20 protein-coding genes are annotated in these 23,594 nt (G+C 39.3%); 4 read left to right on the plus strand and 16 right to left on the minus strand.

Annotated elements, in window-relative coordinates:
• Positions 1 to 23: 23 nt before the first annotated feature.
• Positions 24 to 359 carry an arsenosugar biosynthesis-associated peroxidase-like protein gene (locus EZV76_RS02490; protein ID WP_136564998.1) on the plus strand — a complete coding sequence of 112 codons (336 nt, stop codon included), beginning with the start codon at positions 24 to 26 and terminating at the stop codon, positions 357 to 359.
• A 10-nt stretch (positions 360 to 369) separates the two neighbouring features.
• A complete protein-coding gene (arsS, locus tag EZV76_RS02495) occupies positions 370 to 1,458 on the plus strand; it encodes an arsenosugar biosynthesis radical SAM (seleno)protein ArsS (protein WP_201741813.1) in 1,089 nt (362 codons plus the stop codon).
• Between the two features lie 35 nt (positions 1,459 to 1,493).
• On the opposite strand, the gene EZV76_RS02500 is transcribed toward arsS, so the two are convergent.
• Positions 1,494 to 1,931: a hypothetical protein gene (locus EZV76_RS02500; protein WP_136564999.1), complete on the minus strand. Its 438-nt coding sequence runs from the start codon at positions 1,929 to 1,931 to the stop codon at positions 1,494 to 1,496.
• Between the two features lie 373 nt (positions 1,932 to 2,304).
• On the opposite strand from EZV76_RS02500, the gene EZV76_RS02505 reads away from it, so the two are divergent.
• Complete coding sequence (locus EZV76_RS02505) at positions 2,305 to 2,916, plus strand: TetR/AcrR family transcriptional regulator (protein ID WP_236640840.1); 612 nt, start codon at positions 2,305 to 2,307, stop codon at positions 2,914 to 2,916.
• Here EZV76_RS02505 and EZV76_RS02510 read toward each other — a convergent pair.
• The 3 genes from EZV76_RS02510 to EZV76_RS02520 are packed head-to-tail and all read right to left on the minus strand — an operon-like array spanning position 2,913 to position 5,519.
• Positions 2,913 to 3,986: a glycosyltransferase family 9 protein gene (locus EZV76_RS02510; RefSeq protein WP_236640841.1), complete on the minus strand. Its 1,074-nt coding sequence runs from the start codon at positions 3,984 to 3,986 to the stop codon at positions 2,913 to 2,915. The two genes, EZV76_RS02505 and EZV76_RS02510, sit on opposite strands and share 4 nt — an antisense overlap.
• On the minus strand, positions 3,946 to 4,551 hold the full coding sequence (locus tag EZV76_RS02515) for a DUF4254 domain-containing protein (protein WP_136565001.1): 606 nt from the start codon (positions 4,549 to 4,551) through the stop codon (positions 3,946 to 3,948). The genes EZV76_RS02510 and EZV76_RS02515 overlap by 41 nt, the downstream gene beginning before the upstream one ends.
• Positions 4,552 to 4,586: 35 nt before the next feature.
• Positions 4,587 to 5,519 carry a DUF6427 family protein gene (locus EZV76_RS02520; protein ID WP_136565002.1) on the minus strand — a complete coding sequence of 311 codons (933 nt, stop codon included), beginning with the start codon at positions 5,517 to 5,519 and terminating at the stop codon, positions 4,587 to 4,589.
• A gap of 39 nt (positions 5,520 to 5,558) precedes the next feature.
• Between EZV76_RS02520 and EZV76_RS02525 the strand changes: the two genes are divergently transcribed.
• The gene (locus EZV76_RS02525) at positions 5,559 to 5,780 is read left to right on the plus strand and encodes a DUF6341 family protein (RefSeq protein WP_136565003.1); all 222 of its coding nucleotides are present in this window, start codon (positions 5,559 to 5,561) and stop codon (positions 5,778 to 5,780) included.
• Here EZV76_RS02525 and purD read toward each other — a convergent pair.
• From purD to EZV76_RS02585, 12 genes are all read right to left on the minus strand, one after another.
• On the minus strand, positions 5,775 to 7,046 hold the full coding sequence (gene purD, locus EZV76_RS02530) for a phosphoribosylamine--glycine ligase (protein ID WP_136565004.1): 1,272 nt from the start codon (positions 7,044 to 7,046) through the stop codon (positions 5,775 to 5,777). The two genes, EZV76_RS02525 and purD, sit on opposite strands and share 6 nt — an antisense overlap.
• Before the next feature lie 227 nt (positions 7,047 to 7,273).
• Complete coding sequence (locus tag EZV76_RS02535) at positions 7,274 to 8,245, minus strand: UDP-glucuronic acid decarboxylase family protein (RefSeq protein ID WP_136565005.1); 972 nt, start codon at positions 8,243 to 8,245, stop codon at positions 7,274 to 7,276.
• Positions 8,242 to 9,393, minus strand: a complete 1,152-nt coding sequence (locus tag EZV76_RS02540; protein ID WP_136565006.1) for an MraY family glycosyltransferase — start codon at positions 9,391 to 9,393, stop codon at positions 8,242 to 8,244. The genes EZV76_RS02535 and EZV76_RS02540 overlap by 4 nt, the downstream gene beginning before the upstream one ends.
• A 24-nt stretch (positions 9,394 to 9,417) precedes the next feature.
• Positions 9,418 to 10,611, minus strand: coding sequence for a glycosyltransferase family 4 protein (locus EZV76_RS02545; protein WP_136565007.1), 1,194 nt, complete (start codon positions 10,609 to 10,611; stop codon positions 9,418 to 9,420).
• Positions 10,608 to 12,194: an alginate lyase family protein gene (locus tag EZV76_RS02550; RefSeq protein ID WP_136565008.1), complete on the minus strand. Its 1,587-nt coding sequence runs from the start codon at positions 12,192 to 12,194 to the stop codon at positions 10,608 to 10,610. Before EZV76_RS02550 ends, EZV76_RS02545 begins: the two co-directional genes overlap by 4 nt.
• A complete protein-coding gene (locus EZV76_RS02555) occupies positions 12,176 to 14,293 on the minus strand; it encodes a bi-domain-containing oxidoreductase (protein WP_136565009.1) in 2,118 nt (705 codons plus the stop codon). Before EZV76_RS02555 ends, EZV76_RS02550 begins: the two co-directional genes overlap by 19 nt.
• A gap of 92 nt (positions 14,294 to 14,385) precedes the next feature.
• Positions 14,386 to 15,747 carry a hypothetical protein gene (locus EZV76_RS02560; protein WP_136565010.1) on the minus strand — a complete coding sequence of 454 codons (1,362 nt, stop codon included), beginning with the start codon at positions 15,745 to 15,747 and terminating at the stop codon, positions 14,386 to 14,388.
• A complete protein-coding gene (locus EZV76_RS02565; RefSeq protein ID WP_136565011.1) occupies positions 15,748 to 16,971 on the minus strand; it encodes an O-antigen ligase family protein in 1,224 nt (407 codons plus the stop codon).
• Entirely contained in the window at positions 16,972 to 18,087 is a 1,116-nt protein-coding gene (locus EZV76_RS02570; protein WP_136565012.1) for a glycosyltransferase family protein, read from the minus strand.
• Between the two features lie 131 nt (positions 18,088 to 18,218).
• Complete coding sequence (gene asnB / locus EZV76_RS02575; RefSeq protein WP_136565013.1) at positions 18,219 to 20,048, minus strand: asparagine synthase (glutamine-hydrolyzing); 1,830 nt, start codon at positions 20,046 to 20,048, stop codon at positions 18,219 to 18,221.
• A gap of 82 nt (positions 20,049 to 20,130) precedes the next feature.
• Positions 20,131 to 21,618, minus strand: a complete 1,488-nt coding sequence (locus tag EZV76_RS02580) for an MATE family efflux transporter (protein ID WP_136565014.1) — start codon at positions 21,616 to 21,618, stop codon at positions 20,131 to 20,133.
• The gene (locus EZV76_RS02585) at positions 21,611 to 23,563 is read right to left on the minus strand and encodes an alginate lyase family protein (protein ID WP_136565015.1); all 1,953 of its coding nucleotides are present in this window, start codon (positions 23,561 to 23,563) and stop codon (positions 21,611 to 21,613) included. The genes EZV76_RS02580 and EZV76_RS02585 overlap by 8 nt, the downstream gene beginning before the upstream one ends.
• Positions 23,564 to 23,594: the final 31 nt, after the last annotated feature.

The following is a 23,594-nucleotide window of genomic DNA, read 5'->3' on the forward strand; positions in this document are numbered from 1 at the left end:
TAAACCACTGAAAAGCAAAAAACATGGCAAATTCATATTACGACCCAGCAGACCTACGCAAATTTGGCAACATTACGGAATGGAGTGAAGAACTTGGAAACAAATTCTTTGACTACTACGGAAAAGTCTTTGAAGAAGGTGCCCTCTCCGCTCGCGAAAAATCCTTGATTGCTCTGGCTGTGGCCCACGTGGTCAAATGCCCCTATTGTATTGACGCCTATACCAAAGATGGTCTGCAACGGGGCATCACCAAGGAAGAGATGATGGAGGCCGTGCATGCTGGGGCTGCCATAGAAAGTGGTGCCACCTTGGTGCACGGCGTGCAAATGATGAACAAGTACAACAAACTATCCATGTAAATCAGCTCCCATGGCAGAAAGCATTATGCCCCAACTGAAAAAGGCGGCAAAAAAATCCCTTAAGGCCCGTGAAAACGAACTGGCCTATACCTCAAAACAAATGGAGGTTTTGAACGGCGGCCTGTTTGCCGATGGGGAACTTCCCCTTTTTAAGGACAAGATCGCTGAAATTGGCCATTCACCACTGCGGCCCAAAGCGTTGGAAATCCTACAGATCAATGTTGGTTATATGTGCAACCAGGTCTGCGAGCATTGTCATGTAGATGCAGGACCGGACCGCAAGGAGATTATGACCCGGGAAACGATGGAACAGTGTTTGGAGGTCATCCGCAATACCGGTGCCCATACTTTGGACCTTACCGGTGGTGCTCCAGAAATGAACCCTAATTTCAGGTGGTTTGTAGAAGAGGCCTCCAAAGCGGGCATTCAGGATTTTATTGTACGCTCCAATCTGACCATCATTCGGGCCAATAAAAAGTATCATGACCTCCCGGAGTTTTTCAAAAAACACAATGTGCATGTGGTGTCTTCCATGCCGCACTATACCCGAGGGAAAACAGACAAGCAACGCGGGGACGGGGTTTTTGACAAATCCATTGAGGCCCTGCAACAACTCAATACCGTGGGCTATGGCATCCCGGGCAGTGATTTGCGATTAGATTTGGTCTACAACCCTTCAGGAGCATTTTTGCCCAGCGACCAAGCGGCCATGGAACGCGATTTTAAAAAGGCGTTGAAGGAGGATTTCAACATTGAGTTCCACAACCTTTTTGCGATTACCAATTTGCCCATTTCCCGGTTTTTGGATTACCTCATCGCTTCTGACAATTATGAGGATTACATGTATTCTTTGGTGGAGGCCTATAACCCCGCCGCTGTGGAAAATGTAATGTGCACCAACACCATTTCGGTGAGTTGGGACGGTTGGCTCTACGATTGCGACTTTAACCAGATGCTGGGCCTAAAGGTGGCCAGCAAGGTAAAACACATCAAAGATTATAACGAGGAAGTTTTGAACGACCGCAACATTGTGATCTCGCAACATTGCTATGGCTGTACGGCCGGAGCGGGAAGTAGTTGCCAAGGGACGGTGGCTTGATTTTCGTGCTTTGCTTCTTTTAAGTTTTACATTTTTCAGTAATACGGTTTAGTTGTTATGGGAACCGCCGTATTGTTCTCTATCTTATAATATTCATAACCATCATAGGTGGTATAGGGAGGGTACGGTAAGCACTTGATGTAGACTTCATGGTTATGAAGGTCCCTGTATGCTTGGACAGACTGAAACTTAGGGGGCAAAATGGGTTTTTTATTTCCGTCGGAGATTCCCAGTCCGTAAAAATCATCTGTCCGGTCCACTCCGCCACCAAAGCCTATGGCCCAAATATGTTTGGAATACTTATATTTTTTAATGAGATAAAATGTCCCCCCATGCTGTTGGTTCAATATGGATAGATTCTCACTGTTTTTTATATGGTCTGTCCCGACCAAGGATAGTCTTGGGTAAGGGTTGCCAAAAAAGTAATACATATATCCCCCAATAAAAAGTATGGCCACCACTAGTGTTATCATTGTTGGTCTGTATCGTTTTATCATTTCATTTGAAGTCCGTTTCTTGTCCCTTGGTTTCAAAAACTACAAAATGGTGAATATTTATAAACCCATTATGTGGAACTTGATCAATACCCCTTAGTAATTGACCGATACATTCCATTGATTGACAAATGACTTATGTCTTCTCATACCAAGTCTTCTTTTTCATCCCCAAAAACTATCCTCTAAACCGACCCACTAGTCTGGTTTCTTTTTTTAGCATCCGGTTTTTCATCGATTTTTGAACACTTCACCGATTTTTCATACAGCTACATCTTTATTTCTTTGGCAGGGGTGCATTCCAAGGAATCTTTGTAACCGACCAAACAGTCTAAACCCAAATCTTATGCAAATGACCCTCAAACGTAGAGAGACCATGCACCGCCTGTGTGGCAAAGGCCTTGAAATCTTTAATGAAAAAGGCTATTACAACACTAGTTTGGATGATATCCTCAATGAACTATCCCTTTCCAAAGGTGCCTTTTATCATCATTTTAAATCCAAGGAAGACTATTTCATCAATATTGTGCAAAACTTGATCGTACAGAAGGTATATGCCTTATTGGTAGAACCCTTGAACACCTGCGAAAATCCATTGCCCGCCATTTTGGAGAGTTTGGAAAACGCCTTGGAACCTGGCAAAAAAAATGAAATGGCCTATGGTTTTATGCTCAATGATTTCTTGACCGAATTCAATAAGCGCAACGAAGAAATAAGCAATCACCTAAAGAGTATCCTGAGTGTTTGGGAAGTAAATCTGGTATCTGTACTGAAAAGAGGAAAAGTAGATGGCCATATTGCCCGCCATGTAGATTGTGAAGGTGCCGCTACCTATATCATTGCCTCTTTCTTGGGCATGCGTTCCCTGATGATGGATTCAACCAACGGACAGCTAAAATATCAATACATACAGCAGTTGAAGCAGTATTTTAACGCCATAGCAGCGCAACGGGTTGCCGCTTAGGGCTTTAGAATGTTCAAAAGTACATCCACCACTTGCTGGGGCTTTATGCTTTCCATAACGGCATCGTAGCCTTTGGGCACTTTGTTCCCATAAACCGAAGTAGGTATCAAGGGATATTTTTCCCGGTCTGCCATAAGTGCATTTTCCATGGGTTGGTTGAAGGGGTAAAAACCAGCATAAGGATGGGTAACCCCCCAAAGCGTAACAACAGGGATGCCATAGTTGGCTGCTAAGTGAGCATTGCCACTGTCCATGGAGAGCATAACATCTAGATTGGAAATAAGTTCCAATTCTTCCGACAGATTTAATTTTCCGGCCATGCTATATACATTGGAATATGGTTTGGCTAAGTGCTGCATCTTTTCCACTTCTGAGGCTCCCCCACCAAAAAGCAGAATTTTATACTCATTGGTATTGTTAAGTATGTCAACCACTTTCTGGGTTAAATGTAGCGGATACATTTTTCCTTCGTGGGCAGCAAATGGGGCTATCCCTACCCATTTCTTGGTGTCTTGTTCCACCAACTCCAGAACCTTTTTGGAAAGTGGCAAACGTTTCAAAGGTTTAACCGTTGGCATTTCAACGGGATAACCCAGCTGTTCAAAAACATCCCGATAACGTTGATGTGTAGTTTTTAGAGGTTCAAAAACTTTGTTTTTAACGCGAGTGAGTGCTTTCTTATCTGCCCGCCCCTTATTGATCTGCGCAAAGGGAATCTTTTCCAGGGCGAAATACTTTTTCAGTACCCTGCTTCGAAGTACGTTGTGCAAATCGGCCACTGCATCAAACTTAAAAGGTTTCAGTTCTTGGTAGAGTCGCCATAGGCCCATAAGGCCTTTATGTCGTTTTTTAACATCAGCCTCATACACTTGCACACGCTCCAGTCCTGAAAAAATTGGTATAAACGACTTTTTGGTAAGTATGGTAAGCTCTACCTCGGCATATTCTCTAATTATGGCACTGAGTATGGGCACGGTCATTGCAACATCGCCCATAGCAGATAAGCGGATGACGAGTATGTGGGCCGGTTTACCCTTTTTGTCCACGGAGTACCGGATTGAGTTCCTCATCGTTGTACATTTTCATCTGTTTGTAGACTTTCATGTACTTGTTTCCTGCCTCAATGTCGTTCAATAATTGATCTATGGCAGTAGATAGGTCTTTTCTTTGCTCTAGTAGTATGGCAAGCTTTTCGCTGCACTTTTTAATGTGTTCCAGAGATGCATCGGTTCGGTTTGCCTCTTCTCGCATGTGATAGATCTTGAGAGCCAAAATAGAAAGGCGATCTAAGGCCCATGCAGGGCTTTCTGTATTGATAGTGGCATTATCCTTTACCTGAACCGATTGGTATTTATTTAAAAAATAACTGTCGATGTACTCCACCAAATCAGTGCGGTCCTGATTACTGGCATCTATCTTACGCTTAAGATCCAAAGCGGCCACCGGGTCAATGCCCGGATCCCTGATAATATCTTCATAATGCCATTGGACCGTATCTATCCAGTTTTTTCGATAGAGCAAATGCTCCACTTTATCCTTTGGATAAGGGTTCGTAAACTCTTGGTATACATAGTCCTTGACATGGTATGTATCTATACTTTCCTGAAAAATGGCAAAGGCAAAATCACTGAACATGGTCCAACTGGGTTTTGCGCAAAGATATTGCTTTATTACCAATTAAGCTGAAAAGCAAAAAGCATCAGTGAAACTGCTATGCAAAGTACAAAGGCCATTTCCTTTAACTTGGGTTTCTTGATCATCTCCATATAATTGGCCAAGAAAATTGATGCCGGGAAAAAAGTGAACAGTAAGGGAAACAATTCTCCTGGTGCAAAAACACCGATCAGTAGTCCAAGTATGAGGGTCAAAAAAACTATCCTTAGACTCAATAGTTTACCCCCTCCTACTTTTCTCATTCTAAGAAATACAATGAACGTGGCCAAAAGAATCAGTATAATGTACAGGAACACTTTTAGGTTGATTCCCTTTTGTAATGAGAACTTGGTCAAGGGTTCAATTGAAAACCGATAATGTTCTTCCAAAAAACCCATGGACCCAGATATTCTAAGTGCTGTAAACACTAGTATGAATACCGTTGCCAGAGCCAAAAAAGGAACCAGCCAATTTTTAAATGCCTTTCGGTCATATAGGTTGATGACCAAAAACACCAATGGTAAAAATGCCAAGGCCCAATCATAAAACAAACTTGCAATACCGATTAAAAGGGATGCGTCAAAAATTTTATGCTTTACATTTTTTATGGATTTTATGGCCAAAAGCCTCCAAATGGCCAAAAGCAGAAAAAAATTGGCGAAAATGATATTCCTGTCAGCAAAAGTCTCCGCAAACCCTATCAAAAGCAGCACAAAAAACAATATGGCGTAGGAGTTAAAATCCGTGATCTTTTCGGAGCGGACAATCTGATTGATTGTAAAAACCATTAACAGTAACGTGGCAAAGGTCAGTAAATTAAGGAAGATGCTGTTGCCCATTTCGCTTACACCCAGGCCTAAAAACCTATCGGCAAAATAAAAAAAGAACAAAAAGATGGACAGGACAATATAGTTTATGGGTTTTGTTTTACCGAAAAAGCTTGAAATCATCCTATCTTTTGCTACTTTTGCAAAGTAAATATAACCAAGATGAGCAAGTTTTTTTACGGTATAGAAGACTTATTTGTAAACCACCTTTTTGCCCCATACGATTTCTTTCGATTTACACACAGTTGGTGGGGTGCCAACACGATTAACTGGATGTTCTCCATTATCGGTTTTATCGCCATGGTGTATTGGATGAAGCAGTTGAAAATCTTCAACGATAATAATGAGGAAGACAAGAGCATAAGCTCTCACTCTTACTTATAGATCAAACCCTAGGTCTTTTCTGTAGTACATCCCATCAAAATGGAGTTTTTCCATATTTTGATAGGATTGCTGTAACGCTTCCCTAAAGTCTTTTCCAAAGGAAGTGATAGCGATTACACGCCCGCCATTGGTAACTACTTTTCCATTGGATACTTTGGTTCCCGCATGGAATACAATGGAATCTACAACATCTTCAGTTCCTGTGATTTCCTTACCCTTTTCATAGGCTTCGGGATACCCTCCTGAAACAGCCATGACCGTTGTTGCTGTCCTTTCATCAATCTGTAGATCAATCTGGTCCAACGTTCCATTGGCCATAGCCGAAAGTACTTCCACCAAATCACTTTTAAGACGAGGTATAACGACTTCGGTTTCTGGATCACCCATCCTCACATTATACTCGATAACCTTGGGCTCGTTGCCCACCTTGATCAATCCGATAAAAATGAATCCAACATAAGGCAAATTGTCCTTTTTAAGACCCTCTACGGTAGGTTTCACAATTTGACGCTCTATCTTCTCCATGAACACGGAATCTGCAAATGGAACGGGCGAAATTGCGCCCATGCCACCTGTATTCAGTCCTGTATCGCCCTCTCCAATCCGTTTGTAATCTTTGGCCGTTGGAAGAATCTTGTAGTTGTTACCATCAGTAAGTACAAAACAGCTTAACTCTATCCCATCCAAAAACTCTTCGATTACAACAGTGGCGCTGGCATTCCCAAATTTGGAATCGACCAACATGGATTTTAGCTCATCCTTGGCTTCTTGTAAATCTTTGAGAATCAAAACTCCTTTTCCTGCTGCCAGCCCATCGGCTTTTAGTACATAAGGTGGATTTAAGGTTTCCAAAAAGGCATAGCCTTTTTCCAAAGTATTCCCTGTAAAACTTTGATAGGCTGCCGTTGGAATATTGTGCCTCATCATAAATTCTTTGGCAAATTCCTTGCTTCCTTCCAAAGCAGCGGCGGCCTTTTGAGGTCCTAATACTGGTGTATCCTTTAACGAGGAATCATTTAGGAAAAAATCATGAACGCCATTCACCAATGGGTCTTCGGGACCTACCACAACCAAATCGATGTTTTCTTTCAACACCAATTGTTTAATGGCTTCAAAATCATTTACACCTACCTCAACATTTGTGGCAATCTGGGACGTGCCGGCGTTACCAGGAGCAACAAACAACTTTGTGGATTTAGGGCTTTGAGAAATTTTAAGGGCGATGGCATGCTCTCTTCCACCAGAACCCAGGACCAAAATGTTCATGAAAATAAAGTTTTGGCAAAAATAACCCAATTCAAATTTAATTTTGGTGTAATGTGATTTTTTCAGGGTAATTTGGAATCCTCACCTAGGCCACTTTGTTCAAATCCTCACTAATTCTAATAAAACCTCTTATTTGTTATTTCGAGCGTATGCGAGAAATCTACAATAAGTCAGATTTCTCAATCGTCGCTTCGCTCCTCATTTCGAAATAACATTTGACGAATGATTTATGGTAAAAACTCCCTGTGGGACTCCCACAGTTGATCGTGTGGAAGTGATTTAAAATATTCATAGACCTTTTTGAGGCCAACGGAGCGATGCACTTTGGGTTCCCAATTTAGGATTTCCTTTGCTCGGGATATATCGGGCTGTCGCTGCAAGGGATCATCTTGTGGCAGGGGCTTAAAGACAATTTTCTGATCAGTTCCTGTCAGTTTTATAATCTCTTCCGCAAATTCCAGAATGGTGGTTTCGTCCGGGTTTCCAATATTGATGGGCTCCACATAATCGCTCATCAAAAGTCGATAAATGCCTTCAATCTGATCATCGATATAGGTAAATGACCGGGTTTGTGAGCCATCTCCAAAAACCGTTAAATCTTCTCCCCGTAATGCTTGGCCCATAAATGCAGGTACCACTCGCCCATCATTCAATCGCATGCGGGAACCGTACGTATTAAAAATCCGGACAATGCGGGTGTCCAATCCATGATGCCTGTGGTAGGCCATGGTTATGGATTCCATAAAGCGTTTGGCCTCATCATAAACTCCTCGTGGACCAATGGGACTTACATTCCCATAATAATCTTCATTTTGTGGATGTACCAGCGGGTCTCCATATACTTCTGAAGTAGAGGCTACCAGAATACGTGCCTTATGATCTCTTGCCAAACCTAAAAGGTTCAAGGTGCCCAATGATCCCACTTTCAAGGTTTCAATCGGAATTTTTAAATAGTCAATGGGGCTGGCAGGAGATGCAAAATGTAGGATATAGTCCATTCGTCCAGGAACGTGGACAAACTTGGAAACATCATGATGAAAGAACTCAAACCGTTTTAAATGGAATAAATGTTCAATGTTCTTTAAATCTCCTGTGATAAGGTTGTCCATGCCAATGACATGGTGGCCTTCGGCAATGAACCTATCACAAAGGTGTGAGCCAAGGAATCCGGCAGCGCCTGTTATGAGTGTTTTTTTCAACTTTTCTTTTCTTTCTTTTTAGGGGTCGATTCCTTTTTTCCTTTTAAAGCATCAATCTTACGTCGTAACAATATTTTCTGTTTCAAGGTTGTAAAGTTGTAATTGTACTTGAAGAAAATATAGGCCAACAATATGACCACACTTACTAGCATGATCACCATTCCCAAATTTTTTGCCTTACTTCCCAAAATAATGAACAAAACAACGAACAGTATATTAAAACACCCTATAATAAAGCTTGCCTGTTTATGGGACAAGCCCCAAAAATCTATGAGAACATGATGTACATGGTTTCTGTCTGGTGAAAATGGTCCTTTTTTGTTTGCTATTCGAATAGTGAAAACACGGGCCGTATCAAAAAGAGGAACTATTAGGATGCTTATGGCAATGAGCGGTGCATTTTCCAACAAAAAAGGAAGCTCTCCATAAGAAGTGGGTTCCAGGGCCAAAAACTTTAGTGTTAGTATACTAATTATAAATCCCACAATGAGAGAACCTGTATCTCCCATGAATATCTTTTTGCTGGATGACACATTGAAACCAAAAAATGCCATGAGGCAGGCGTTCATAATGATGGCTATCAGGGCAAAAAAGTATTCGTGGGATAGATAAAAAATAGTTGTATAAATTATCATGATCACTATTCCCACAATGGAGGCCAATCCATCTATCCCATCAATCAAGTTGTAGGAGTTGATAATAGTGAGCATCAGGAATCCCGCAATAATCAAATATAGGTAATAGGGAATTTCATAAATGTTTAAAAAGCCATTAAGAGATTCAATGGTAAAACTTTCATTAAGAAGCACAAAAGTTATCGCCAGAACCTGAGCTATAAGCTTTGATCCCGGGGAGAGTACTACCAGGTCGTCCTTTAATCCTACAACAAACAATATGGTTAGGCCCGGAATTATATATATGTCCTCCTGAAATGTATGCCAACTTTTAATGAAAAAAAAGGCGACAATCAAAGTAAAGAAAAAAGACACCCCTCCCAAGGTAGGTGTTTTTTTGTTGTGCGAACTTCTTTTGTTCGGGTCGTCCATAAGTCTTTTATACTCAACAACACCTATTATCTTGGGAATTGTGAGATACACCAACAGGAATGATCCCATGAACAACAAAATGGCCGTTTCTAAAAAATTCATCTTGGCAAATGTAGAAAACTTACGCTATTCACTTAAAAATAATAGCATTTGGTTTGCAAGATTCTTTCTTTTAAAGTTGGATACAAAAGAGTCAAAGGGGTATTCACTTTCTTTTTTGGATACGATTTGATCAACTTTTTCAATAAAATCGTTGCTGTTTTCAGGCTCAAAACAAACCCCTATCCCATAGGTTTCCACCAAATCTTTGGATTCACCTTCCACGCCTAACAATATAGGCTTATGCATGGCTGCCAACTCAAAGATTTTAGATGGTATGACCGATTTGAACGTATCCGATTTTTTTAAGTTTACAAGCCCAGCATCCAAGATGGAAATATATTTGCTCACTTGGTTTTTTGGAACAGAGTCTAACATGGTTACATTTTGCAAGTTTAACCCCTCTTTTAACTTTATTAGATTTTCTTTTTCGGCACCAGCACCCAAAAAAAGGAAATGAATTTGGTCATCTTTAATTTCTTTGGCTGTTTTCAGAATAAAATCCAACTTGTGTGCCATCCCGTGGGTTCCAATATATCCGATGACAAACTTCTTTTGCAACCCTAACTCTTTCAGCAATCCCGTATCCTTTGCTATAGGCCGAAACAAGGATGTATCTATCCCGTTCTTAAAAACCCCTATTTTGGTTTCAGGAATGGCATGCTCTTTTATAAGTTGCTTTTTGAAGGAATCTGTAACCGTAACAATTTTATAGGCCGATCTGTACATTCTTTTTTCCAAGTATTCAAAATACCGGATAATCCAATTGCCATCCATTGCCCCAACCGCTTTTATGGATTCGGGCCATATATCCCTCACTTCCATAACCCATTTTTTTCTTTTAAAAAAGGAAAGCCATCTTCCTGAAATAGCTGTGAAGAATTGTGGAGAGGTAGCCACTATAAGATCTGTCTTGATAAAAAGGCCTGCCCAAAAGGACGTAATCATAAAACTAATGAAATCAAGGGTCCTCTTAAAAAACCCTTCATTTGCGGCAATGTATGTCCAAACACGGATTACACGTATTCCGTCTATATATTCTTCCTGTTTCCATCGGTTTTTATATCCCTCAAAAACCTTTCCCTTGGGAAAGTTTGGCACCCCCGTTATTACAGTAACTTGTGCCCCCTGTTCTACCCATTCTTTGCAATGTGCATACGTACGTGAGGCCGGTGCATTGAACTCCGGTGCAAAATTATCCGTTAAGAAAAGTATTCTCATAAAAGCCTACGTCTAATGGTTGTTTTTAGGGTTTTATCAAAATCAACAGTAATCATCCGAGCTTCCTCAAGTCTATTGAATCCTGATGCAATTTTGCAGGGATGTAAGGCAATACCAATATTAGTTCCTTCAAAATGTATTTCTACACCATCATCGGGAAACTCAATACAGTTTCCTTTTGGATTGATGTTATTTACATTTGGGTGCAAATGAAAATAGGCCGTTGCATCCTCTTTCTGATTAGAGATATTGTCATTGATGATAAGTGCATCGTCATCAAATTTAAATTCTCTTTGGTGAATTGAGGGAGCATACCCATCATGAGAAGCCGTTACACTTATGTCGCTTACTTCCAAAGAAATGATTCGCGCTCTTTTTGCTACTCGAAAACCTCCCCATACCTGCGTTTGTTCCTTGTGTCCTAGCTTAACCGTATTATGTGCAGCGGTCTCCCGCTCCTTTTGTCTTATTTGATTTTTCTCATAGGTAGAGGTTCCTGTATCCACAATGAAAGGGTTTTGGTCCAGATACATCTCAAAACTTAGGGTATCTGAGTGTGCATGCCCTGGTTGATAATCGGGGCCAACATTGCCAACATCCATTACAACTTCAAAACCATTTTTGTGGAATTTCCTATATCCCGAAGCTCCCATGCATGAAGTATTCCACTTAAGGCCCATGTAGGTTGCATACTCCATTATCTCCTTGGTGTTTGGAGCAATCCCGTGAGCCGCATCATTAACCATTGGAATTTCTCCATTATCGTATGTGATATTATCTAACCATGACAACATTTTTACGGCCCTTTCTTTTAAAAAGGGAAGTAATCCATCTTCTTTCCATGAGTTGTTTTGGGCCAAGTTTATACAATCCAACAACCGATGCAATAAAATCTGATGGTACATTGGCGACAGCTCAAAATGGGCACCATCATCTAAAACCTGCTCCTTTAATTCTGTTTCAAGAATCTTTTTGGATTCTCTGTAAAATTGCTCAGACTTAAAATAATAGGCTCCAAAAAATAAGGACAATCCGTTTTCCAAGAGGTGGTTCCCAAGCAGGTGGTATTCCAGATTGTGGTGCAGCCTCTGATAATGCTTGTAAAGGGTTTGGTTTATGGCATGGTCCTTTATCTGGTTTCTTGAAAGAAACTTTATCCAGTTTATTCCTCTCAACGAAATTGGATAGGGTTCCAGACCATCTTGCAGTTGGCTTTCGGCCCCCATGTAATCTTGAATTAAATCAAGCCCTTTTTTGGTTGCAATGTTTTTTTGGTTGAGAAAATCAAAATAATTTAGGTTATAGGTCCACAGTTTTCCAAAGCCATTGTAGTTCCAATCTATTTTGTTTGTGAAATCATGCTGTAAATTGAGAAACTCAAACTTTTGAGCTTCATGGAATGCGTTTTGAAAATAAATTTCCTTCCCATTCCATACCAAGCCGTTCACTTCCTTATTAGGGCTTTTATAGGCTTTCTTGGAAAAGAATCTATTCCTAACAAAGTAAAACAGCCTGTAATAGATTTGTTTACCCTTTAAAAACTTAAGTGTGTGGAATAAAGTCGTTATTCTATGGTAATCCATTTACCTTGTTTAAGGGATTCAATGGCGGCAAAAGAGGCCTTAGTGGTGTTCATTAAACTTTCAAAGGGTATAATTGGTTTTCCTCCGTTTCGTTGTTGATCCAACAGGGCCTTAAACTGGTTAAAATGTCCTTTGTCCTGCCCTGAAGACATATTACCCCCTTTAAAACCATATGTCTTTAACTTTCTCCAATTGTCCATGACCAACGTGCGTTCTTGGGAATAAACCTCTACACGTTCCTTTGAATAGGATTTGCTGCCATTGGAAAAATAATTGATGACTGCGTTAGTGCCATTCTCGTATTTAAGTAAAATACTAGCATTATCAGTGTTCTCCTCTGGGTTTTCCCCCATGGCGTTCATACAAACTGCAACCACCTTGCTATCTGCCAGATAGCTACACAAGTCTATAAAATGACATCCTTCTCCAATAATTCTTCCTCCACCAACTTCCATATCGTGCACCCAGACCTCTGGTGGAATATATCCAGCATTCATGGTGGCCACAATATTTATGGGTGTTTGTGCTTTGCCAAGTAGGGTTTTCATTTTTTGGGCCAATGGGGCAAACCTTCTGTTAAACCCAACTGAAATACAGGAATTGCTTTCTCCATACGCCTTTTCAATATTGGAAAGTTCCCCATGAGTCAATGCCAATGGTTTTTCCACAAAGACACTTTTGTTGGCTTGTATAGCTTCCAATACCATTGTGGCATGCATATTATGTTGCGTTGTTACAAAAACAAGGTCCACATCATTATCTTGCAAAATCTCTTTGTAATCTGATGTTGAGTTGGATATTCCATGCTTTTTGGCCTGTATAGTTCCGGACAGCCCACCTGAGCTTGCAATATATTTTATATCTGCCTTGAGTTTTGAAAGGTTAGGAAGAATTGTGGAACTGGTAAAATTTCCGGCGCCGATAATTCCAATGACACCCTTTTTTCCTTTATAATCCTTTTCAACAATTTGTACGGTCTTGGACTGTTCCTTGGTGTTGTCATATTTCAAAATCGATGCAATTGACCTCGAATTGGCCATGTCGCCATATATCTTTTCATAGTCTTCCAACAAAAGGCTTTCCGTGATTAACGGTTTAACGTCTAGAGTACCTTTTGATATCGCATTCAAAATCGCTTCAAAGTTGCGTTTTTCTGTCCATCTAACATATCCAATGGGGTAATCGTTCCCCTTTTGCTCATACTCATCATCATACCTGCCAGGGCCATAGGAGCATGATACTTGGAAGGTGATTTCCTTTTCATAAAAGTCCGCCCTGCTGATATCCAATCCTATTACCCCCACCAATACGATTCGGCCTCTTTTTCGGCACATGTTGGCAGATTGAGAGATAATTTCATTGCTCTTGTTGGACGCTGTGATTATGACTCCATCTACACCTATTCCGTTTGTGAAGGATTCTACAAATTTGACTTGATCGGTTCCTTCAGCTGGATTTATTGCCGTAATCCCTTTTTCTTTTGCTATTCTAACCTTTTCAGGGTCAAAGTCAAAGCCTATCACATTACAACCGTTGGCCAATAACAATTCTGCAGTTACAAGACCAATCAATCCCAATCCAACCACGACAATGGTTTCCCCAAAAGTGGGGTTTAATAATCTAACTCCCTGCAGTCCTATAGATCCTATCACTGTGAAAGTTGCCTCATCATCGCTGACATTGTCTGGAATCTTGGCCACAAGGTTTTTGGGCACACAAACATATTCTGCATGATTTCCATTGGAGGCCACGCGATCCCCAACCGAAAATTCACTTACGCCTTTACCAACTGCAACCACTTCTCCCACATTGCAATATCCAAGCGGTAAAGGTTGATTAAGTTTATTGAGAACAGCACTAACAGTTGGCTTTAAACCATCTGTTTTAACTTTATCCAAAACCATTTTAACCTTATCTGGCTGTTGCTTTGCTTTTTGGATGAAATTGGCTTTGCCAAACTCAACCAACATTCGTTCAGTCCCTAAAGACACCAAGCTACGAGTTGTTTTAATTAATACACTCCCTGCCTTAACACGTGGTACAGGAACTTCTTCCAATAGGGTATCGCCGTTTTTAAGGTCTTGAATGATTTGTTTCATTATTGTGGATTAAGTTAAATTCTTGCGCAAAAGTAGTATAATGCCCCTTGTTTAGAAAAACATATTGTTATTGTGATCTCCTTATTTAGCCTTTACTGTTTTAAATGTGTTCGCAACCTAATTTTAAACCCTTTTTGCAAAAAGAGCCAGGTAAGCACAAAAAATGCAAATCCATATCCCAACAAAGCTCTTGGCAAACTTGCTTGAGATAAATAGTAGGCAAATACAAAACAAAAAACAATGAATACCAGATTAACACTATTCTTGGCCAACATATCCAAAAACACATCCAAGGCTGCCAAAAACAATCCCAAAAACAGGTTTCCAAAAACAACACCGACATACCCAAAGGCCCCATAAAAATCCATAACACTGTTTATAGCCAAAGAACCCTCCTTCTTGGTTGCTGAAAAATAGCTGAATAGCACTTGGGTGTCCGGAAAGTGAGGAAAGCCAAAAATCTTGCTAAATACACCAATGTTGGTAAGGCCATAGTATCCCTCAACTGCTGGAAAATAATGAATGTAACAAAATGCTGGCACCGAAAGTCTGCCAAACACTCTTGTCAGCACAATTTCGGACAACTTGAGGATTGCCTCAAAAATATTTTCGAACTTATAGGTTGTTGCCGAGTAATAAAGCACCAATAAGAGTATAAAAAGTAATCCTAGATAAATAAAATATCTGCGTTTTTTTGACTTTTTGGACCTTACTTTTTTTACTTTTTTTGGAAAAAGGTTTTGCCTAAAGAGAAACCCCGTAATGAACAAAGAAAGCATAAAAATCATCAAAGGCCTTTTTTGGAAAAGTGATAATATCAGAAAAAAAGATACCGCAAACAAAAACAAAAACAACAGCTTGTTCAGGAGCTTTTTTCTTTTCAATGAAATGTAAAATGAGGCAATGGTTATAAAAGGCAGAACATTGTAGATTAGAATAGTATACAGGTAGTTGGAGGTGATTGCCCTTCTTGATTCCAAAATGGCATCGGGCTGTCTACCAAAAAGGCCTTGTAGTATCCCAATCAACAATACATCCCGTTTTAGGAAAAGATAAACCATTATGAACATTAAAACCCCAAGGGTCAACACATAAAAATTTACCCTGCTAAGATTGTCTTTTATTTCGCCCTCTATCCTAAAATGATTTATACACTTTACCCTTTTGTATATAAGTGCAATTGTAAAAACATAGGCATATAAAACGGATAATATCCCAACGGTTGCTACCGTTTGGGTCTTAACAATGTCCACATTGGTTATTAAGTTTAATTTGAACGAACTGAACGCTTCTAGAAAATAGGGCTTGAAAAATGGAAAGGCCATAATCCCCACCATGGAAAACAGCATCGTTGCTATAAAAAACACCCCAAACACATTCCATTTGAAAATTAACTTTCCAAACAGAACCAAATGTAGCAGTAATATGGCCAACAATATGTAGGTAACAGCCATTTAATCTTTTTTGGCGTTCAGGTATAAAAGGTAATTAAAGCAAGCATAAAAGGTAATTCCCCATTGTCGACTAAATATGTTCTCAGTCACACAACAACCCATAATAATCAAGGTAAAACAAAAATAAATATAATTGCCCGTTCTAATGGCATGAAACAATGCGGTAGCTAAAACAACCAAAAACAAGAGCAGGCCTATAAGGCCAAAACGCAATGTATAATCTAAATATTGGCTATGGACATTGCTTTTGGATGTAACCCCTCTTACCTTATATTCCGCATGCAATTTGTCTTGGACATCACCGGTACCAACCCCAAGAACTAAATCTTCCTTGATGATTGGGATTGCTGAACTCCACAATTTTATTCGGGTCTCACGATTTGCCATTTTCCCTTGGCCAAGCTCTTCAAACCTTTCCTTTATTCGCTCTACAGGAAGTTTTAGATAGGATTGAGACAAAATTCCCAAAGCAAGTATCATTATTAGTGAGAATAAAAGGAGCTTTATCTTTTTCTGTTTAAACAAAATAAAGCCCAAAGACCCCAATACCAAAATGGTATTCAAAACGATAGCTGTTTTTGCTATCATTTGGAGCAAAAACAAAGATTGAATACAAATCACTCCCAATAAAGCAAGAAGCTTCCAAGTACTTTGAACTCGGCGCAAAGCATCCAGATATAGGATGTTGGCAAACAAAATGTACATTCCAAAATAGGCGTTGTGCATTTCGATCAAGCTTGTTAGGTTGGCTCCCGTATAACGATAGGATAAAAATAAATCCAAGGACAGTGGAAATGTATCGCTCTTATAAAAAAAACGGTATAGCGCATCGATTTCCAAAAGCAAGACAAGGGCAAAAACGCTCAAGCAGTATACTTTGAAAAGAAGTTTTATGTTTTTAACCCGATATGTAGCATAAAATAATGGGAACAAAAGGAAGCTGATTTGCCTTCCGATCATATCAAAACCTCTGGCAATGTTCTCCGTGTAGGACAGGCCCAAAAGGCTCATCACAAATACGGCCATTAGAATCCAAAAATACCTTGTGGTTTCAAAATTTAGATTCCTCTTCCAGGTCATTAAGGTGATTTGAGCCATAAACAACCCTACGATCAAAATCGGATTGATTTTTTCAAGCGCAAATGTGGCCGCTACACCAAGAAGCAACAAAAAAACTACATCTACGTGGTTTAAAGCGGCTTTGACCCTTTCCAAGTTCTTCATCTATTCCATTAAAAAGGACTCCAGTTTAATATAATCAGTATCTCCTAAATACAGGTTTTTATCCAATGTTGTAAAATGCGCTTTCATTGCGTCCTTGTTTTTCATTAAGAATGCCACTCCTTCTTCAATCCCTCCATCAACCTTGTAATCAATATCAGTGCCCACACCATATTCCTTAACTTTTTCTGCAAGATAAGTGTCTTTGCTGCACAACAAAGGAACGCCATAGTACATACATTCATAAAGTTTATTAGGAAGCGCCAATCTGTTGTTCAGTGACACTTGATCAACATCGTAAATCAAATATATGATATCAATGGATGCATATATTCTTTGAGTATCGGTAAATGCATTGTACGGCCCAAAATAGGTTATGTTATCATACCTATCGGCATAGTCCTTGACCAAATCCTGATATTCTCCTTTACCATAAATATGGATTTCAACAGTTGGATTGTCCTTATAGGTTTCAAAAAGCTTGATATATTCGTCCTTTCTAAGCAGCAACCCTACAATACCGATGATGGTCTTTTGGGAATCTTGTTTTTTTAACTCCCCAAAAGTTTTGATCTCCTTGGACAACAGTTTATTTTCTAAAACAAAAACATCCTTATTGAAGAATTTTTTAAAGTGATACGAGAAATACTTCTCTGATGTGACAATAAGCTTGTCTATGTATTTTTTATACAACATCCTTTCCAGGGTTCGCAATGTTTTGGCCCCAAGACCATTTCCAAAAACAAATTCCCGCAGGTCGGATATTTCAATGGCAACTGTTGCCGTTCTTCTTCCAAAAAACCTAATTGTTGAAAACAAATACAGCAGCAATACATCTAGATTGTTCACCAAAACTACATTGTATTCATTGGTCTTTATGAGTTTTTTTATGTGCCCAATCGTTTTTATGTAGGTCCAAATCCTTTTTACAGGTTTAGATGCGTTGGGGATTTTTCCAAAGTTGGTTTGAATTACACGTTCATCAATGGAATCATCTAAATTGGCCAAAGTACTCCTTTGAAAATAGGCCAGCGAGACGGTATTGTTCTTTGCCAAAAAATTAATTTGTTTTACAAATCTTGGATTGGGCTGATGGGAGATAAAAAAGAGAATGTTCACTTCTATCGGTTTTCTTTACTGCGCTCGAAGATACTTTATTTTAAGGTTCCAGACTGTTTCTATATTGATTGAAAAAGAATGGAGGAATCTAGCTTTTCATATTTATACCATATCTTATTTGACCTATATCTTTATTTTTGAAGTCCCAATAGCCATCTATTTAATGAATAGATTATCCATAATCGATACCCCAAATAAGGGTCTGTCTTTTGTTTGCACAACTCATCTAGATATGAAGATTTTATGTATTTTTTAACCGGAGCATATTCTACAGTTACTATTTCTTCTTTGAACATTTTGGGCAACGATTCCGTCAAAAACGGGTGCAACAACATCCCAAACCCCACTTTTTTTCCATTGGTGACGTAATCTGGCAGATATTCTCGGGCAATGTCCTTGATTATAGACTTTGGTCCATTATGCATCTTCAAATCAAATGGTAGACCGGCACAGTATTCAATCAGTTCATAATCCATGTATGGTGAACGAGCCTCCACACTTGCCGCCATGGTAGGATAATCCACCCTTGCCAGAATAAGTTCTGGCAATCTAAGTTTATATTCAACATTCAACACTTTTCGTAAAAAATCATCCCCCTTGACCTCTTTCATCAAACTGTGAAGTATGGCATATGAACTATGGGATTTACCTTTCCAAAACTTTCGCTTTTCGTACTCTGTAAAACCATGAACTTGTCTTCTGGAAACCACTTCTCCTTTATAAAAGAAATCGAATCTTTTTTTGGTGGGCACATATTTTAATAGACCTCTTAAAAATCCTGGAACTTTTTTTAGAAATCGAAACTCCTTAAGCATTTGGGAATATACAGGATATCCCCCCAACTCATCTCCTCCTTCTCCTACCAATAAAATTTTAGAGCCCATTGAACGGGCTTTCTTTGAAATGTAATATAATAATACAGAATTAGGGTCTCCAAAAGGTTGATCCTTTTGAATATCGCAAAGTGTCAAAAGCTCTGATTCGAACTTTTTCTGGTTAATGTCCATTTGTGTGTATGGAACCTTTAACTCTTTGGAAAACCGTCTGGCATTTTCTGATTCGTTGAAATCATGTCTGGTTTCATATTCCAGGTTGATCGCATTGATGTTCGGATTATCCTTGGCGCTGAACAGTAGGTTCATGGAACTATCCACTCCTCCACTTAAAGCCACCGCAATGGGAACATCAGAAACATTCCTATATTTCATGGACCGAATCAGTTTCTCCTTGATGTTTTCCGTGGCTTCATCATAGGAGTCCTCGATATTGGTGTTGATGGCATTTGCCACATCCCAATATTTTGTCTTTTCCATCCCTTCTTTGGAGTATGTAAGATAGGTTCCAGCTTCCAACTTGGAGATATTGGCAAAAAAAGTGTTTGGCGCATTTACCGTCAAAAAGGACAAATAATGATAAATAGCCTCTTCATTTACGGAACTATCTACTTGTCCAGACTCTAAAATAGCCTTAATCTCAGAAGAAAATAATAGCTTTTCCCCAACATTTGTATAATACATGGGTTTTTTGCCCAAACGATCCCTTACCAAATAGATAGTTTCTTTCTTTATGTCATAAAGGGCAAAGGCAAACATCCCCTTAAACTTTTTCAAGGCTTTTTCCAATCCCCATTCCTTATAGGAATTAATGATCACCTCCGTGTCAGAATGGTTCGTTCGGAAATTTTGTGAATGAATGAGTTCCTCCTTTATTTCGGCGTGATTATATATTTCTCCATTAAAACAGATTACAATTTCACCGTCTGTAGAACTCATTGGCTGATTGGCTTCGTCGGACAAATCAATTATTGAAAGTCGATTATGACCAAGAATCACCGATTTATCCTTCCAAATACCCTGATAGTCAGGTCCTCTATGTATAATCGCATTTCGCATAGCGATCAACGAAACTTCGTCGGATTGTTCTAACTTATGTTGGGATATTATCCCAGATATACCACACATATATGATTTATTATAAGAATATCAATATTAAAACTGCCCCAGAGTCTATTCTAAACGTTTAAATCAACATTCTATATTACGATTAAGAATCTCTTAGATTATTTGTAAATCGATTTAAAAAAGGCAATTTGAAAGTACTCAATACATCTTTGACAAAGGCAACTTTTCCATAAAAAATAAAAGTAAAAATGACAAAAACGGTAAACAATAGAGCCAGTGTCAAGCCCATCACATTGGGAAGGTACCTATTGATAAAATAGTTTGCCAAGAACAAAAGTAAAGTGACACCAGCAAAATAAAATAGCTTAAAATAATCATGCCCGTTGATATCTTTTCTACACCAATAGAAAGAGCATAGCCCCATGTTTACAAACGCAGCCATCAATGAAAGAGCCAGTGCCGACAATGCGCTATACAGTCCCTTAAACAGAAAGAACAAAACCACATGGATGATTGTGGCCATTGCAATGGTAAACAAATTTACAGGCTTAAAAAAGCGGATTTCAATAAACCCTTTCAATCCCTGAAATATGCAATACGGCAACAGGCCAAAAACCAAAATTTTAAATACTGCGATCACGTCGGTAATTATACTTTCTTTGGTCAACCAAAACCGAATCAGCAAATCAATCCAATTGTACAAGACCACAATGACAAGCGTACTGGAATAAATAATTCCTCCAAACAACAGGTTAAGTGTTTTCTTCGGTTTGTCGGTTTCGCTATTATGACCTACAATCACAGATGATAGTAGTGAAATTGGTTGAAGTATTATTAACACCACCCGCGCCAAGGTAATGGCTATTAGAAAGGATCCCACAACTTCTTGATCTTCCTTTACCAACAACGATCCAACGGTAAGCATGAACATCTCAAAAAAAGTCATTCCGGCCCTCGGCAGTCCATACTTTAAAAAAGAAGTCCCTTCAATCTGCAATTGTTCTTTTGAAGGGAGTCGGTACAATTTCAACTTTGCTACGATATAGCTAAGGAAAATCAACTGTATTAAACCCATAAAACAAAGTGAGATTCCGAGAACGTCAATTAAATTTTCCGAATTGCCCAACACCAAAAAAACGGCCAACATAATCAAACTCGCATTCATCATATTAATAATATTGTAAACGAGAATCTTCCTTAGGTTAAGAAAATATGGTAGAATTATGTAGCTAAGGTGAAGTATGGATATATAGACAAAAGTCAAAGCCAGATAAGTGTCTCTATTCTCCGTATCAGGCAATAACAATTTACCGATGTACTCTTTGAAGAAGCTATACAAAAATAATTGGATAAGAACACTTAGCAGCCATATACAAACAGAGATGGTATAATAATTCTTGATTTTTCCGCCATCGTCCTTGTTCAGGCTCATGAAACGAGTCAGCGCTTGGGAGCACCCCAGTTGACTTAAATTTGAAAAAGTCGGAGCAAGTCTCCTGATCAGCATAAAAACTCCTAGAAGGGCCGTGGACAGGTAAAATTCGGCCTCTTTAATCAGCCAAAAATTAAAAAGAACCGCCAAGACGGCAAAAAGAGAACTGAACAGGACATCCAAACTGATCTTATTCATTACCGATATATTTTTTTACAGCAAAGAACAGCTCACTGTTGCCCTTAATCTTTGATTCCAAAACAATTTTTTTTGAGCGTCCCCTATGGCCATAATTGTAGCTGAGCTGAAATTCCTTTTCCTTTATTGAAGAAAGCTTGTCAAAAGTAATTAAATACGACATTCCCCCCACCTTTGCGACAACTTGGTCCCCAGTAACTTCCACCGCTACATTTTCTGCAAAATGAATGTGCCTTTGCACCTTGTGTTGAAGCCTGCACTTGACTGCGTCTGTGCATAAAAGTTGAAATGACTTTTTGTCCAATGAAAATACTCTCTTATGTTCCACAGGGTCATTAAGTCTCATAAATCCATGGTGTTTTCCTGAAACTCGAATAATGTCCTCTTCCTGAACAATCTCAACATTAAGCGGCTTGGCTACATCTGCAATACCCCAGTTGCCAATTAGAGGTGCTATTTCCTCTTCATCAATAGTTAATATGTTATGGTAGGAAGAAGATTTCATCTCATTCTTGAGCTCTAGATTGCCCGTATAGGTATAACATCCAGGGTCTACTATAAAATCTTTTCCGCTGAGCATGAGCTCAAAACTGTAAAGATCATTGTGGCCGTGGCCGCCCCTGCCTTTCATCCCGACTTCACCTACATCCGTGATAAAGTAATCTTCCTTATTCTTTGCGATAATAAAACCGCCATCAGGAAATTGAAAAAGTTGTTGATCTTGAATTTCAGCCTGCCTAGAAGTTGGCCTTTCATTCAAATTGAAGACTTCCACTGCAGACAGGTATAGATTGTCGACGATATTAAGTGTATCATCCTTTAAAAACCAACTTGCCAACTGTAAAAGGTTTGAATGGTCATTTAGAGGTTGTCCATCATTCTCAAGCACTGACGCACTATCATTGTCACCAATTATGGGCGCCAAAGAATCAGGTTTTGTATAAGCCTTAGTAAAAAGACATGCATTCCTAAAGATCTCAACTGTTTTGGGTTTTATTGCAACCCCCATGCGCTCCATGGTCAAAAAACTGATGAGAAACAGCTCGACCACGAGCCTATGATAGGGTATTGATTTTTCAAAGTTGACACCGTCTTGATAAAACTGTAGGTGAAACTCTTTCTCTATTTTGGACAAAGCGTATTTTAGCCACTTCTTTGCCTCTTTAAAGAATTCTCCAAAAACATTGCCCAACAACAACAGCGCAGTTAGGTTTGCAGAGTAATGATTTCCCCGCACATCAGTATATTCAATATTTCGCCACAGAAAAACGCCATGTAAAATCAAGATTTCATTGATCAGGTTTACAGTTTTCCCCGTATTTGGTGATTGTAATACTATCTCTCTTAGCTGTACCAAATTGATACTACGGATGGACACTTCCATGGGATACCAGTTCACCGAGTGGGCGATTGGATTATTCGTTTTCCAATCGTTCAATACCTCGTGAATGTAGTCTAGGTGTTCTTTGTCCCCGTCCAACAGGTAGTGTCTGGCCACGGGAATCAAAAAGCTCAACCTGGAGAGTTCCCATGGGAACTTAACATCGTATTCCTCTTTTTTTTCCTTCTCGTAAAAACCGTATTCCTTAAAGTATTTGTTTTCCCACGTATGGCCCACACGCCAATCCATATGCCAGTTGTAAGGTTTCTGGAGTAAATACGTGTAGTCGAAAACCGAAACTTCTCCACTTAAAACGCTTTTGGACGTTGTTCTTATCTGGTCATGAATAACATCAGGCAAGCCATTACTGTACCCTTTAAAACTTGGGGAGAAGAACAAACTTTTCTGACTCCAAACCGAATTGGAAGTTGAAATCATCCTAGAAACCTTCATCTCTATTTTGGGCCAAAATCCAGTTCTGTGATATCCCTTTAATCGAAAAAGTTGTACCGCCCTGAACCAGATAACAGGCAATGGCTTTGACAAAATAGTTTTGATGGTCACACCAATTGATTTTTGTTTAAGGACTCGTTTA

This window comes from Flagellimonas alvinocaridis (assembly GCF_004916895.1).
GTDB classification, from domain to species: domain Bacteria; phylum Bacteroidota; class Bacteroidia; order Flavobacteriales; family Flavobacteriaceae; genus Flagellimonas; species Flagellimonas alvinocaridis.